This window comes from Kouleothrix sp. (assembly GCF_046328425.1).
Classification (GTDB): Bacteria; Chloroflexota; Chloroflexia; order Chloroflexales; family Roseiflexaceae; genus Kouleothrix.
In genome coordinates, this window is sequence record NZ_JAXLWP010000015.1 from 171,999 (window position 1) to 186,562 (window position 14,564).

Genomic DNA, 14,564 nt, shown 5'->3' on the forward strand with positions numbered 1-14,564 from the left:
TAAATACTGCATTAGGAAGCCAAATTACGCAGCTATCGCATACGAAAGCCGGTCGTTTTAACGGAAACGACCGGCTTTCGTAGGTTCACGCTCTATCGCGCTATGGTGTTATGGTACCGGCACCACCGCAGCCACACGCGTACCGCGGCCGACCGAGCTTTCGATGCCGAACTCGCCGCGCAGCAGCGTCTCGGCTTGCTGGCGCAATGTCTCGATCCCCAGGTTACGCCGGCCGCTCTGCTCCGACAGCACCTCGTTGACGTGGAAGCCGGTGCCGTCGTCCTCGACCGATACGTGGATACTGCCGCCGCCGCTGTCGAGCAACACGCGGGCCTGGCTGGCGTTCGCGTGGCGCGCGACATTATTCAACGCCTCTTGGATGAAGCGGAACAGCGCGACCTCGTAGTGGCTAGGCAAGCGCGCGTCCATATTCTGCACCTGCAGGTTGACATCGAGCTTGTTTTTATCGCCGAACTGCTGCACATAGCGCCGCAGCGTCGGCACCAGGCCGAGGTCGTCGAGGATCATGGGGCGGAGGTCGAAAATAAAGCGCCGGGTATCTTGCAGCGTGGTGTTGATCGCACTTTTGAGCGCCACCAGCTCGCCGCGCGTCTGCTCGATGTCGCGGTCGAGCAGGCGCTGGCAGATCTCGGCGCGCAGCACCAGGTTGCTCATCGACTGGGCCGGGCCGTCGTGCATCTGCAGTGAGATGCGCAGGCGCTCGTTCTCCTGGGCCTGGATGATCGCGGCGATGCGCTCGACGCCATCGTCGGCGGCGCGCGGCCCGCCGCCAATATCGGCGCCAAGCAGCGGCTCGACCGCAGTGATGATCTCGTAGAGCTGCGACTGGCGGGTTTTCAGCAGCTGCTGGCGAAATTGCAGCTGCTCGAGCTGGCCGCGCATCATCAGCAGGCGCATCTGCACCTCTTGGGCCGAGGTGTAAAAGTTTTTGATGTCGGCCTTGCTATACTTATCGAGGTTTACCTCGAGATCGCGCAGGCGGTTGGCGACCGTCAGCTCGCGCTGGGCCAGCTTCTCGACCTCGGCATTGGTCTGACGCAGGAGCGTCTCCATCTCGTTTAGCTCGCGACGGGTTTTTTCAAGGTCGGCACCGATCGTACTGTGGATCTCTTCCAGCTTTTGCTGCGCTTGACTCGCTGCCACGGCGGATTCCCTTCGCTATTTCGGATTGTGCCTGCGGCAGCATGGTACTCGATCTGTTGGTACCGGCGACGTTTCCGCACGTAGCGTGGAAGCACGCACGCCGACACAAAAAAGTACTGCTCTGCCGAAGGCTGAGCGCGCCAGCTGCGCAAGGCCTACGTATATCGATTATAGCACATTACAATCGCGACATCGGCCGGCTGGACGATTGCACCGGCGATAGGCGCGTGGTATAATCGCGAGAACGACGACGACGGAGCACATGCCGTTGCCAGCTTCAGAGAGCCGCCGGTAGCTGCGAGGCGGTAGCTGGGCACGCGCCGATCCACTCCTGAGTCGCTGGGGAAGCGCCAACGCGCCCAACCCGGCCCGGGCACGCCCGTTACAGCGTTACGCGCTTCGGCGCGCCGAGGCCACGCGCTTAGCGTGGCGAACGAAGGTGGCACCACGGGGGCCTGTTGCTCTCGTCCTTCCGCACGTTGTGGGTTGTGGGTTGTAGGTGTTGAGCTGGCCGGGCTGGCCAATTCAGCGCCGCGAGCTACGAGCCGCGAACGATCGGGAAGGCGAGGGCTTTTTGATTCGACGAACAAGAGCGAGACGCTGATGACATTCTGGCAATACATCGAAAACGCGGCGCTCGGCTCGGCATACGCACTGGCGACGGGCGCGCGCGCGCTCGTCTGGCGGGCGCGCCGGCCTATGCTGATCGGGGTACGCGCGCTGATCGTGCGCGACGACATGGTTCTGCTGATCCGCCACCGTGCCGGCCGCACGCCATGGGCGCTGCCCGGCGGCGGCGTCGAGCGCTTCGAGCGCATGCAGGCGGCGGCCGCGCGCGAGGCCGCCGAAGAAAGCGGCGTGCGCATGCGCGTCGACTACTTCCTGGGGCTGTACGACCGCTTCGGCGGCGGCGCGAGCAACTACATTGGCGTGTTCGTGGGCGCGCCGCTGAACGAGCCAAAGCCGCCGCGCTCGGTCGAGATCGCCGAGGCGCGCTTTTTCCCGCTCGGCGCGCTGCCCACCAACACCGACGTGGCCACGCGCCGGCGCGTGGCCGAGTACCGCAGCGGCGCGCGCGGCCTATACCGCGATTGGTAAGCATTGATCGATGGAGTAGATTTCATGGCGGCGTATACTCCCATTCTGGCAACGCTTGGCTACGTGATGTCGCCGGATGGCGCGCAGGTGCTGATGATCCACCGCAACACCCGCCCCGACGACCTGCACTACGGCAAGTACAACGGCCTGGGCGGCAAGCTGGACAGCGACGAAGACGTGGTCAGCGGGATGCGCCGCGAGATCCGCGAGGAGGCCGGGATCGAAGCCGAGGAGCTGGTGCTGCGCGGCACAATCAGCTGGCCGGGCTTCGGCAAAAACGAAGAAGACTGGTTCGCGTTTATCTTTCGGATCGACCGCTGGAGCGGCACGCCGCTAGAGCGCAACCACGAGGGCACGCTCGAATGGGTGCCGGTCGAGCAGCTGCACAGCCTGAATATGTGGGACAGCGACCGCATGTGGCTCGACATGGTCTTCGAGCAGGGCAAGGTGTTTTACGGCATCGCGCCCTATAAAAACGGCGAGCTGGTGTCGTGGAGCTATACGCTGGTATAGGCTGCAAGGAGGCATATATGCTGGATATCAGGCTGCTGCGCGAGCAGACCGACGATGTAAAAGCGCAGCTAGGGCGCGCCGGCGTCGAGCCGGCCGCCGTCGACGCAGTGCTGGCCTACGACGAGCAGCGCCGCACGCTGCTGAAAGAGGTCGAGGCGCTGAAAGCCACGCGCAACGCGGTGTCGAAAGAGATCGGCAAGATGAAAGACGCCGCCGCGCGCGACACCAAGATCGCCGAGATGCGCGGCGTGGGCGACCGGATCGCCGAGCTGGATCGGCAGGTGGCGCAGGTGGAGGAGCAGCAGCGCATGGCCATTCTCGAGCTGCGCAACCTGCCGCACCCGAGCGTGCCCGACGGCCCCGACGAGGATCATAATGTCGTGATCGCGCAGGAGGGCCAGCCGCGCGCGTTCGACTTCACGCCCAAGCCGCACTGGGAGCTGGGCGAGCAGCTGGGGATCATCGACTTCGAGCGCGGCGTGAAGATCTCGGGCTCGCGCTTCTACGTGCTGAAGGGCCTGGGCGCCAAGCTTCAGCGCGCGGTGATCCAGTGGCTGCTCGACCTGCACGGCCGCCAGGGCTACACCGAGGTGTACACGCCTTTCGTGGTGAAAGAGGAGACCGTGTGGGCCTCGGGCCAGCTGCCGAAGTTCCGCGACAACCTGTACCGCGACGTGGAAGACGACCTGTGGCTGGTGCCAACCGCCGAGGTGCCGGTGACAAGCCTGCACCGCGACGAGATCATCGACGCGGCGCAGCTGCCGCTGCACTACTGCGCCTACACGCCGTGCTTCCGCCGCGAGAAGATGAGCGCCGGGCGCGACGTGCGCGGGATCAAGCGCGGCCACCAGTTCGACAAAGTCGAGATGTACAAGTTCGTGCACCCCGACACCAGCTACGCCGAGCTGGAGAAGCTGCGCGCCGACGCCGAGGAGTGCTGCCGCCTGCTCGGGATCCCGTTCCGCACCAAGGCGCTCTGCACTGGCGACCTGGGCTTTGCGGCCACGAAAACCTACGATGTCGAGATGTGGGCGCCTGGCCAGAGCGAGTGGCTCGAAGTCAGCTCGTGCTCGAATGTCGAGGCCTTCCAGGCACGCCGCGCGAACGCGCGCTTCCGGCCCGAGCCCGGCGCGCGGCCCGAGTTCGTGCATACGCTGAACGGCTCGGGCCTGGGCATGCCGCGTACGATTATCGCGATCATGGAGAACTACCAGCAGGCCAACGGCAGCATCGCCGTGCCTGAGGTGCTGCGGCCGTATATGGGCGGGATCGACGTGATTGGCTGACAACGGGACAAGGAGACAGCCTATGCATAGGCTGTTTCTTTGTCTCTCGACTCTTTCGCTACGGGGGCGCGGATGGGCGAGATCGACGAGCGGCTCGAGCGCGGCGTGGCGATCTATCGGCGCGCCGGCGACGACAGCGCGCTGCTGGGCGCGGCGCTGCTGGCATTTCACGCCGCGCTTGAGCGCGGCATCGACGCCGCGCTGCTGGAGCAGGCCGGCCTCGGCGACGCCGACCGCGCGCTGATCGAGGGCGGCAAGCTCGCCTGGCTGCGGCGGGCCGAGCTGGCCCAGCAGCACGAGCTGCTGGCTGGCGAAGCACGCGCCCTGGCGCTGGAATCGGCCCGCCAGCGCCTGGCGATTGCGCGCGGCGACGCCTGCGATTGGGCGCCCGAGCAGGTGCAGCAGCTCGGGCGGCTGGCCGCCAACCTGTGCGGCCGGCGCGAGCTGGTGCGCCAGATCGACCAGCGCGCCGAGCGCGCCCGTACCACGGCGGCGGTAGCCCCGCCGGTACAGCCGCCGCCGCGGCGGCCCTTTCCGTGGCTACGACTGGCCGCATCGCTGCTGTTTCTCGCGGCGCTGGTTGGCGTGCTGTGGGTGATCTACCAGCAGATCGACGGGCCACGCCTGCTGCGCGCGCTTGGCGCGCTGCCAGCGCCCACCGCCGAGCCAGCGCCATTCGACGCCGACCCCACACCCACGCCGCGTGCGCGCCGCGCCACCATCGCCGGCCTGAACGGCGCGCCCGGCTGGCTGCACGTCACCCCCGCGTTCGACAGCCCGACGCGCGCGATTCAGCTGGCCGACGGCATGCAGGTAACCCTGCGCGAGCAGCAGCAGGTCGACGCCAACAACACGCGCTGGCAGCTGATCGAGGCCGGCGGCTACGAGGGCTGGTGCCCCGAGGCGAACCTGGCGATCGGGCCATAGGCGCGAATAGTGCTACGCCTGGTAGCGCTTAAGGATCAGCGCGGAGTTATGGCCGCCCAGGCCGATCGAGTTCGAGAGCGCCACGTCGACGTGCGCCTCGCGCGCCACATTCGGCACATAGTCCAGATCGCAGGCTGGGTCGGGCTGCTGGAGGTTGATCGTTGGCGGGATGCGGCCGTCGTGCACGGCCAGCGCGCAGATCAGCGCCTCGACCGAGCCCGCCGCGCCCATGAGGTGGCCGAGCATCGACTTGGTGGAGCTGACCGCCAGGCGGTAGGCGTGGTCGCCGAACACGGTTTTGATCGCCTGGGTCTCGGCCGAGTCGTTCAGCGGCGTGCCGGTGCCGTGCGCGTTGATATAGCTCACCTGGTCGGGGCGCAGGCCCGACTTGCGCAGCGCCATCTTCATGGCGCGCGCCGCGCCGGCGCCGGTCTCGTCGGCGGCGATCATGTCGAGCGCGTCGGCGCTATTGCCATAGCCGACGATCTCGGCGACGATCGGCGCATTGCGCGCCAGCGCGTGGTCGAGGCTTTCGAGGATGAGCGCAGCCGCGCCTTCGGAGAGAATAAAGCCGCTGCGGCGCGCGTCGAACGGCTTGCATGCCAGCTCGGGGTGCTCGTTATCTTCGGCGAGGCCGCGCATGGTGGTGAACGACGCCACGATCGTCGGGTGGATCGGCGCCTCGCTGCTGCCCGTCACAATCACCTCGGCATCGCCGCGCCGCACTGTCTCGTAGGCCTCGCCGACGTTATGGCCGCCGGTGGAGCAGGCCGCAGTGACGGCCATATTCGGCCCTTGCGCGCCCAGCTGAATGGCGATATAGCCGCTGGCGGCATCGGGGATCATATTGGCGATCAGCGTAGGCGCCACGCGCCGGTAGCCGCGCTCGCGGTACACATCGTGGTTCTCGAAGATCAGGTCGAGCCCGCCCGAGCCAGTGCCGTAGATCACGCCGACCTGCTCAGTGTCTTCCTGGGCCATGTCGAGCCGGGCCGCGCGCACCGCCTCGAGCACCGCGTTCAGCGCGTAGCGAGTGTAGAGCGACTGCCGCCGGGCTTCGCGCGGCTCGACGCTCGGGTCGAGCGCAAAGCCCTTGACCTCGCCGGCGATACGGATGGGCATAGCCGAAGCATCGAAGCGCGTGATCGGCCCAACCCCGCTGGTGCCGCTCAGCAGCGCGCGCCACATCGTCGGCACGTCGTTCCCCACAGGCGTGACGGCGCCAAGGCCGGTGATCACAACACGGCGCATATATTCCTCCAGGATCAGAACGCATGAGGCACGCGCCGCAGGGCGGCTCTCGCCCTGCGGCGTAGCGATACTCGGGCTAGTCGCCGCTCGCCAGCAGCTTCACCACGTCGGCATCGGTGAGCGTCACCGGCTTGGCCTCGGGCGTAATGCGCTTGATCAGGCCCGAGAGCACCTGCTTCGGCCCGATCTCGACGATCGTGTCGACGCCCTCCGAGACCATCGCCTGCACCGAGCGCGTCCACTGCACTGGGCGTGTCAGCTGCTCGGACAGCTCGGCGCGCAGCTCGTCGACGGTCGTGAGCGCCTGGGCGCTGATATTGGCGATCAGCGGCACCTGCGGCGGGCGGAAGTGAATGCGGTTGATCAGCTCGGTGAAATGGAGCGAGGCCTGCTGCATGAGTGGCGAGTGCGAGGCGATGCTCACGGCCAGGCGCTGCACCATGCGCGCGCCGCGAGCCTTGGCCAGCTCCATAGCGCGCTGCAGCGCGGCAACCTCGCCCGAGAGCACCGTCTGGCCGGGCGAGTTGGCGTTTGCCAGCGTCACCACGCCTTCGGACTGCGCCTCTTGCACTACCTCGGCAAGCGTGTGCTCGTCGAGGCCGATCACCGCAGCCATGCCGCCGGGGCGCTGCTCGCCCGACTCTTTCATCAGGCGCCCGCGCTCGCGCACGAGCTTGAGCGCATCTTCGAAATCGAGCACGCCGGCAGCCACCAGCGCGGTGAATTCGCCCATGCTGTGGCCAGCCACGAGCTTGGGTGTACCCAGGTAACCAAGCGGGCCAAAGCGCTCTTTGAGCGCCTCGAGGCAGGCAATGCTGACGGTCAGGATCGCGGGCTGGGCGTTATAGGTATCGTCGAGCTCGTCCTGCGGGCCTTCGAAACATAGGGCCGAGAGCGGAAAACCGAGCACCGCGTCGGCCTTGTCGAAGATGCGCCGGGCGGCGGGTGAGGCATCGTAGAGCTGCTTGCCCATCCCCACGTACTGCGATCCCTGGCCGGGGAAGACGAAGGCGATCCGAGCCTTCATCGAATTGAGGATGTCCAAACTTCCCCTCCTGATGATATGGGCCATTTATCGGCGCCCGCATCATCACGGGCTATCACGCTTTACGACGCTGTAAACACGATTGAATACAAAAACTGGCAGAGTATAGCAAGCGGCATTACGCTTGTCAAATCGCAGCCCAGGCGCGGGCACGCCAGCCTGTGGTATAATTCTTGATAGATCAATGATTGATGGGTCAATTATTGCTCGCGCATTCGGCTAGGTGTTCGCCTGTATCGGAGCGCGGAAAACCGCACACAAGGTGGCTGAGCGGCATGGCCGCAGGCAGCACCAGCCCACGGCGCGTGTGCGTAACCTGGATCACGACAGGATGTTCTGAGGAGATCATGGCAGCACAATCAGAGAAGCTTGTTCCCCCGGCCCGCTCGCTCGAGCAGGGCATGAGCGGCCTGCCCGCGCTACTGGCGATGATCGGCATCGCGCTGACAGTGCTGCTCTCGGCGCTCGACCAGACGATCGTCGGCACGGCGCTGCCGCGGATCGTCGCCGAGCTGCACGGCTTCGAGGTGTACGCCTGGGTGGCGACCTCGTACCTGCTGACGTCGACGGTGATGGTGCCGATCATGGGCAAGCTGGGCGACCTCTACGGCCGCAAGCCGTTTTTGCTCGCGGCGATCACGGTGTTTGTAGCGGCGTCGCTGGCCTGCGGCGCGGCCAACAGCATGCTGTTTCTCATTCTGGCGCGCGGCGTGCAGGGCATTGGCGCCGGCATGCTCCAGGCCACCGCGTTTACCAGCGTCGGCGATATGTTTCCACAGCCCGAGCGCCGCGCGCGCTGGCAGGGCATCCTCACCAGCACCTTTGGCCTGGCGAGTGTGGTTGGCCCAAGCCTGGGCGGCATCATGACCGATACGCTTGGCTGGCGCTCGGTATTTTATGTAAATCTCCCGGTCGGCATCCTGGCAATCGCGGTGCTGACGCTCACACTGCCTGGCAACCTTTCGCCACGCACGCCGAATGCGCGCATCGACTGGGCCGGCGCGGCGCTGATCACCGCGGCGGTAAGCGCGTTCTTGCTGGCGGTAGAGTGGGGTGGCGGGCAGATGCCCTGGGGTTCGCCGACAATCGTAGGGCTGCTGGCGGGCAGCGCGCTGCTGCTAGCGGCGTTTGTGTGGGTCGAACGGCACGCGCCCGAGCCGCTGATGCCGCTCGACCTGTTTCAGATCCGCACGGTAGCGATCTGCTGCCTGATCTCGCTGCTGATCGGCTTCGCGCTGTTCGGCCTGGTGTTCTACACGCCGCTGCTCGCGCAGGGCGCGCTGCGGCTGAGCGCCAGCCAAGCCGGCGCGCTGCTGACGCCGCTGGTAACGAGCATGGCGGTTGGTTCGCTGCTCAGCGGCCAGCTGTTCGCGCGGATCGGCCGGGCGCCATTGCTGATGACCATCGGCGCGCTCGTGCTCAACGCTGGCGCACTGCTGCTCACGCGGGTATCGCTGTCGATCAACCACCTGCTGCTGGGCATCGAGCTGGGGATGTGCGGCCTGGGCGTGGGCATGCTGCTGCCAATGCTGACGATCCTGGTGCAATCGACGGTGCCGCGCCACCGGCTGGGCGTCGGCACTTCCACCATCCAGTTTCTGCGGCTGATCGGCAGCACGCTTGGCACGGCGATCGTGGGCGCGCTGGTGAACGGCCTGTTTGTGGCACGCCTCAGCGCGGCCGAGCCGGCCGGCACCGACCCGCGGCTGGCGGCGGCGCTGCACGACCCGCAGGCGCTGATCAGCCCCGACGCGCAGGCCGCGCTTGGCGCCCTGGCGCGCCAGGTAGGCGCCAGCGGCCCGGCGCAGCTGCAACAGCTGCTCGACCTGAGCCGCGGCGCGCTGGTGGGTGGCATCCGCGCCGGGTTCTGGCTGGCGTGCGTCGCGGCGATCGGCGTGCTGGCGCTGGTGCTGCTGATGCGCGGCGCGCGCGTCTCGGCCAGCGCGATCGAGCAGGCGCGCCGCGAGGGCCTGGACGAGGGCAGCCTGGGCGCGCTATAGCACGGCCAAACCCGATTGTAGGCGCGCATGGCGCGAATGAGGTGATGATGAGTAAAGGACCTGTGGCCGCGAGCGCGCCCGCAACCGAAACAGTGGTACAGCTGATCGCGCACGCCTACCACGCGCTGGTGCCGCCGTTCGAGCGCCATGTCGGCATGAGCCGGGCGCGCTGGCAGATCCTCGCAACCCTGCGCCGCGAGGGCGAGATCAGCCAGTCGGCGCTGCAGCAGCAGCTACAAGTCGACGGCGCGGCGATCACCCGGCAGGTGAAGCAGCTTGAAGAGGCCGGCCTGGTGTTTCGCCGCGCCGACCCGCACGACAACCGGTTTACGCTGGTGACGCTCGCGCCCGCCGGCGAAACACTGGCCGCCACGATGGACGAGCAGCGGATCACCTTTCAAGAGCTGCTCACCGCCGGCATCAGCGAGGGCGACATGGCCGTACTGCGGCAGTGCCTGAGGCGTATTCGCGAGAACGCGCTGGCGCTCGACGCCGGGTAGCCGCGCGTTCTCGCCCCTGCAGCGGCTACAGGCGCTCGAAGCGCGCCTGGAAGAAGCGCAGGTACTTCGGCTCGTAGACCATGCGCAGGCCGTGGGTGCACTCGCGCGCGTCGTACACCGCCTTCACCGCCTCGGCCACCACGTCCATGTGCGCCTGCGTGTACACGCGGCGCGGGATGGTCAGGCGCGTCAGCTCGAGCTTCGGGAAGTAGTGGTCGCCGGTGGCCGGGTCGCGCCCGGCGCTGGCAATGCCGCGCTCCATCGAGCGAATGCCGGAGTCGAGGTACAGCTCGGCGGCCAGCACCTGCGCCGGAAACTGCGCCTGCGGCAGGTGTGCATAGAAGCGCCGCGCGTCGAGGAACACCGCGTGGCCGCCCACCGGCTGCACGATCGGAATGGCCCAGTCGGTCAGCAGCTCGCCGAGGTAGCGTACCTGGCCGATGCGAGCGCGCACGTGATCGTCGTGCATCGACTCGCCGATGCCGATCGCCATGGCCTCGAGGTCGCGCCCGGCCAGGCCGCCGTAGGTATGCAGCCCCTCGAACACCACCACCAGGTTGCGCAGCTCTTCGAACAGCTGCTCGTCGTTCACCGCCAGCCAGCCGCCGATATTCACCAGGTTGTCCTTCTTGGCGCTCATCCAGGCGCCGTCGGTGTAGCCGCAGAACTCCTTCACGATCGTGGCGATCGGCGTTTCGGCGTAGCCTGGCTCGCGCTCCTGGATGAAGAAGGCATTCTCGACCATGCGCGTGGCGTCGAGGAACAGGCGCACGCCGTAGCGATCGCACAGCGCGCGCAGCTCGCGCACATTCGCCATGCTTACCGGCTGGCCGCCGGCCATGTTCACGGTGCCGGCCAGGCTCACATACGCGATCTTCTCAGCGCCTTCGCGCCGGATCAGCGCCTCGAGCTTGCCGAGGTCGATATTGCCTTTGAACGGGTGCAAACTGCTGGGATCGTGCGCCTCGTCGATGATCACGTCGGCGAAGATGCCGCCGGCCAGCTCCTGGTGCAGGCGCGTGGTGGTGAAGTACATGTTGCCAGGCACGAACTGGCCGCGCCGGATCGCCGCCTGGCTGATCAGGTGCTCGGCGCCGCGCCCCTGGTGCGTAGGCACGACATAGCGGTAGCCGTAGTAGTGCTGAATCGCCTCTTCGAGGTGGTAGAAGTTGCGGCTACCGGCGTATGCCTCGTCGCCGAGCAGCATGCCAGCCCACTGGCGGTCGCTCATTGCGCTGGTGCCGCTGTCGGTCAGCAAGTCGATATACACGTCGTCGGAGCGCAGCAGAAAGGTGTTGTAGCCAGCTTCGGCCAGCGCGCGCGCCCGCTCGTCGCGCGAGATCATGCGCAGCGGCTCGACCATCTTGATCTTCCAGGGCTCGGCCCACGATCGCCGGCCAAACTGCTGGCCCATTGTCTGAGGGTTGGGGTGGCTCATGGTTCGCCTCCTTGCGAGATCCATATCACAGCGCCAATCGCCTCAGTCTAATCGAAAGGCCGGCCACAGCAGCGTGCAGATGTGTGGCCCTGCGGTAAACGCTCGACAACCGGCGGGCGAGCGAATGAGCGCAGAGCGGGGAGCGCTTCTTGATACTGTATCGATGTGCGGCTTTTCCGCGCTTCGCGCGGAAAAGCCGCACACAACGATGGCTGAGTACCGTGCTGCCGCAGGCAAACGCGCCTATTTGAGGGAGCCGAACAGTGTAGCGAGAAGAGTCATATCACTATCGCTGCTCCCGGCTATAGCCGCGCGCGCCGTGGCCGCAGGCGCAGCGCCAGCAGCAGCAGCGTCGCGCTCGGCCAGAGCCAGGCCATGTCGCCGGGGCCGCCGGGGCCAGTGCGCGCGGCAGCGCGGCGGATGCGCACCAAGCAGTAGCCGGAGGTGGCGCGGGCGAGCGCGGCATCGTCCAGCCGATCGGGGTCGATGCCAGCCAGGCGCGCAGCAAAGCCACTCGCGCGCAGCACCGCGCGGAGCAGCGGCAGCCGCTCGGCACAGCCCGATACATCCTCGGCAACGCCTGCCCACCAGCCATCGGGCAGCCATAGCTCGACATCCGGCGCACGCAGGATGTTGCGATACCAGTCGGAGCCGGGGCCGAAGCCGGCGGCGCAGAAGATATCGCCGTCGGCGATGGTGTAGTTCAGCGGCGTGCGGCGGCGCTGGCCGCTGGCGCGCCCGGTGTGCGTCAGCACCATGATCCGGCCGCCAACCGAAGGCCACGCATTAAGCCAGGGCCCCAGGCCCAGCCGCCACAGCAGCACCATGAAGCGGTTGAACGCGCGAAAGGCACGGCGGGCCAGCACGCTAGCCGGCGGGGTATCGGTACGCATACATACTCCTTTGCTTCTGCCGATTGTAGTGCAGAGCAGCCGGCATGGGCGAAAAGATCTCGCTACGCGCGGGGCCAAAGCGTTCACCAGCCAGTAAAGAAATGTGCCCGGCGCGTGCTGGTTTCTTCCCGCACCACGCCACCGCGCGGGCGTACACTGATACCAACTCCGTTTGATCACTTTCGTTTTGCGATGTTCTACCCGGCGAAGCCGGGTAGAACATCGCAAACAAATAGGAGTTACGCACTTGCGCTGTTCGGCTTCCTCAAGCGACGAGATTGCGCCTGCGGCAGCATGGTACTCCTCTATCTTCTGTATGCGGTTTTTCCGCGCGGAGCGCATACCGTACACGAAGATAGTACCGCTCTGCCGAAGGCTGAGCGCGCCAACTGCGTAAGTCCTAACAAAATTGCGGGGGGCGGAAGCCACGCACGAATCTGCCACCACGCAAGTGATCAGCCGGATTTAGTGTGAGAAGCGTGTGGATGAACCAAGCAGGTGTGGAGGCAGCTATGAGTGAGCGCATGCGGATGTGGGTCGAGGTTGGCTTCAACATCGCGTACCTCCTAGTGGTATGGTGGCTGGTGGCGGCGATGTTCGCGCGGCGTGCCAGCGTAGCCGGCCGCGACGCGCCGGTGGCGCGCCGGATGCTGGCAGCATTCGCGCTGCTGGCGCTGGGCGACACCGGCCACGTAGGGCTGCGGGTGCTTGCGTATGCGCTAGGCGGGCTCGACGCCAGGCTGGCGCTGGGGAGCGCATCGGTGAGCTTGGTAGGCGCTGGCGCGCTGGCCACCGCTACCACGCTCACGCTGTTCTACATGCTGGTGCTCGACAGCTGGCGGGTGCGCTTCGGCCATGGCTGGGGTATTGCTGCGCTGGTGCTACTCGGCGCGGGCGTGGCGCGGCTGGCGATCATGGCGTTTCCGCAGAACGCCTGGGAGCAATCGGTGCCGCCGCAGCCGTGGTCGCTGTACCGCAACCTGCCGCTGATCGTGCAGGGGCTGGGCGTGGCCTTCCTGATGCTGCGCGATGCCCAGGCCCACGGCGACCGGCTGTTCCGCTGGATCGGCCGGCTGATCCTGGTATCGTACGCGTGCTACCTGCCAGTGGTGTTCTGGGTGCAGCGCGCGCCGATGATCGGCATGTTGATGATCCCGAAGACGCTGGCATACGTCGCGATCGCGATACTCGTCTACCGATCGCTGTACCGCGCGTCGGCTGCTTCGCTGCGGCCGCGCGCGCTGGCGACGCGGCCCCGCTAGCCTTGTATGCCAGCGGGGACGCATGTGTAGCCTCGCTCAACTAGCCACGAAGACCCGAAGAATGTATGGCCTCCGAGCGCCTTCGAGTCTTTGAGTCTTCGTGGCTATTCCGCTGGCCTTGGTATTCGAGCCAAGCTAGAGGCCTACCGGCGAGCGTAGCGCGTCAGCACGCCCACGCTGATCGCCCAGGCGAGCACGTGCATCAGCGAGAGCGCGAGCACCACCCCGGCGGTGGCGCCAGGGAACGGCGCCGCCTGCGGGTTGAACAGTATAAGCGTGTTCGGGATGAGCGATACGATCAGCGCCACAAGCGCCACGCGCCGGAACAGCGCGATCGGCTGGCGCCGCGCGAAGCGGCCGATCAGCGCGAATACAATCACCGCGCCCAGCACGCCGGCAAACGTGAAGATGATCGGCGGCCCCCAGCCCAGCGCTATGACCTCGGGTGCCGGGTTCAGCAGCGCGACGGCGATCACGCGTACAACTAGATTCGCGACGACGGCCGCGGCTATCGCCAGCGGGCCGGCCCACGCCAGCTTGCCCAGCGCGACCTGCTCGGGTGAAGCGGCCGCCGAATGCGAAAGTGTCGATTCCATACGATTGCCTCCCTATTCAGTAGTAATGTAGATCGCCACGCGGCCATTGATTGCCGCCCGCAGCTCGGCGTCGGTCGGCTCGCGCGTCGAGTCGAGCGACAGGCCGATCATGCGCGCGTTGCTCACGCCCTTGCGCGCCAGGTAGGCGCGCGTCTCGGCCAGCACCGTGGCGGAGTCCTCCGACACCTCGGCGGTGGCGCGCACCACGCGGCCGCGCAGCCGCAGCGTCACCGGCGCGCCGCCGCGCAGGTTTTTCCACCAGGGCGAGCCGGTGAACACCAGCAGGCGCTCGCCGCTGCGGGTGTATGTGACCGGCGTCGTGATTGAGGCGCCGCTCTTGCGGCCGGTGAATGTCAGCAAGAGGAGATCCTTGCTCACCAGGCCGTGCAGCGGCGAGCGCAGTACCACGCCGATCAGCTTGTTCATGAATGCCGGCGGCCGGCGCGGGGCGGTTGTGGTTGCTTCAGCCATACGAATCCTCCACGTTCTTCAGCTCGATCTTTCGGTAAAATTATCTTGTGGCCAAGAATCTAGGCGACTAAGTATATCTGCGAAGAAAAGCGCCGCGCGATCGAGCCCAGCGGCGCTGTA

14 protein-coding genes are annotated in these 14,564 nt (G+C 66.6%); 7 read left to right on the plus strand and 7 right to left on the minus strand.

Features of this window, described 5'->3' with window-relative positions; genetic code table 11:
• Window positions 1–108 precede the first annotated feature (108 nt).
• Window positions 109–1,164 carry a histidine kinase gene (locus tag U0177_RS15660; RefSeq protein ID WP_409571580.1) on the minus strand — a complete coding sequence of 352 codons (1,056 nt, stop codon included), beginning with the start codon at window positions 1,162–1,164 and terminating at the stop codon, window positions 109–111.
• Between the two features lie 603 nt (window positions 1,165–1,767).
• Between U0177_RS15660 and U0177_RS15665 the strand changes: the two genes are divergently transcribed.
• From U0177_RS15665 to U0177_RS15680, 4 genes are all read left to right on the plus strand, one after another.
• Entirely contained in the window at window positions 1,768–2,262 is a 495-nt protein-coding gene (locus U0177_RS15665) for an NUDIX domain-containing protein (RefSeq protein ID WP_409571581.1), read from the plus strand.
• A gap of 24 nt (window positions 2,263–2,286) precedes the next feature.
• Entirely contained in the window at window positions 2,287–2,775 is a 489-nt protein-coding gene (locus U0177_RS15670) for an NUDIX hydrolase (RefSeq protein WP_409571582.1), read from the plus strand.
• A 17-nt stretch (window positions 2,776–2,792) separates the two neighbouring features.
• The gene (gene serS / locus U0177_RS15675) at window positions 2,793–4,061 is read left to right on the plus strand and encodes a serine--tRNA ligase (protein WP_409571583.1); all 1,269 of its coding nucleotides are present in this window, start codon (window positions 2,793–2,795) and stop codon (window positions 4,059–4,061) included.
• 72 nt (window positions 4,062–4,133) lie between these two features.
• A complete protein-coding gene (locus tag U0177_RS15680) occupies window positions 4,134–4,988 on the plus strand; it encodes a hypothetical protein (RefSeq protein ID WP_409571584.1) in 855 nt (284 codons plus the stop codon).
• Window positions 4,989–5,000: 12 nt separating this feature from the next.
• On the opposite strand, the gene fabF is transcribed toward U0177_RS15680, so the two are convergent.
• Complete coding sequence (gene fabF, locus U0177_RS15685) at window positions 5,001–6,239, minus strand: beta-ketoacyl-ACP synthase II (RefSeq protein WP_409571585.1); 1,239 nt, start codon at window positions 6,237–6,239, stop codon at window positions 5,001–5,003.
• Between the two features lie 76 nt (window positions 6,240–6,315).
• A complete protein-coding gene (gene fabD / locus U0177_RS15690) occupies window positions 6,316–7,266 on the minus strand; it encodes an ACP S-malonyltransferase (RefSeq protein WP_409571595.1) in 951 nt (316 codons plus the stop codon).
• A gap of 365 nt (window positions 7,267–7,631) precedes the next feature.
• On the opposite strand from fabD, the gene U0177_RS15695 reads away from it, so the two are divergent.
• A complete protein-coding gene (locus U0177_RS15695; protein WP_409571586.1) occupies window positions 7,632–9,284 on the plus strand; it encodes an MDR family MFS transporter in 1,653 nt (550 codons plus the stop codon).
• Window positions 9,285–9,331: 47 nt separating this feature from the next.
• A complete protein-coding gene (locus U0177_RS15700) occupies window positions 9,332–9,784 on the plus strand; it encodes a MarR family winged helix-turn-helix transcriptional regulator (RefSeq protein ID WP_409571587.1) in 453 nt (150 codons plus the stop codon).
• A 25-nt stretch (window positions 9,785–9,809) separates the two neighbouring features.
• On the opposite strand, the gene U0177_RS15705 is transcribed toward U0177_RS15700, so the two are convergent.
• Both U0177_RS15705 and U0177_RS15710 read right to left on the minus strand, forming a co-directional pair.
• Complete coding sequence (locus tag U0177_RS15705) at window positions 9,810–11,222, minus strand: tyrosine phenol-lyase (protein WP_409571588.1); 1,413 nt, start codon at window positions 11,220–11,222, stop codon at window positions 9,810–9,812.
• A gap of 302 nt (window positions 11,223–11,524) precedes the next feature.
• Window positions 11,525–12,115 (minus strand): nitroreductase family deazaflavin-dependent oxidoreductase, encoded by a 591-nt coding sequence (locus U0177_RS15710; protein WP_409571589.1) that lies wholly within the window; start codon window positions 12,113–12,115, stop codon window positions 11,525–11,527.
• Between the two features lie 512 nt (window positions 12,116–12,627).
• Between U0177_RS15710 and U0177_RS15715 the strand changes: the two genes are divergently transcribed.
• On the plus strand, window positions 12,628–13,377 hold the full coding sequence (locus U0177_RS15715) for a hypothetical protein (RefSeq protein WP_409571590.1): 750 nt from the start codon (window positions 12,628–12,630) through the stop codon (window positions 13,375–13,377).
• Window positions 13,378–13,520: 143 nt separating this feature from the next.
• On the opposite strand, the gene U0177_RS15720 is transcribed toward U0177_RS15715, so the two are convergent.
• Complete coding sequence (locus U0177_RS15720; protein ID WP_409571591.1) at window positions 13,521–13,973, minus strand: DUF6069 family protein; 453 nt, start codon at window positions 13,971–13,973, stop codon at window positions 13,521–13,523.
• Between the two features lie 12 nt (window positions 13,974–13,985).
• Entirely contained in the window at window positions 13,986–14,444 is a 459-nt protein-coding gene (locus tag U0177_RS15725; protein ID WP_409571592.1) for a nitroreductase/quinone reductase family protein, read from the minus strand.
• Window positions 14,445–14,564: the final 120 nt, after the last annotated feature.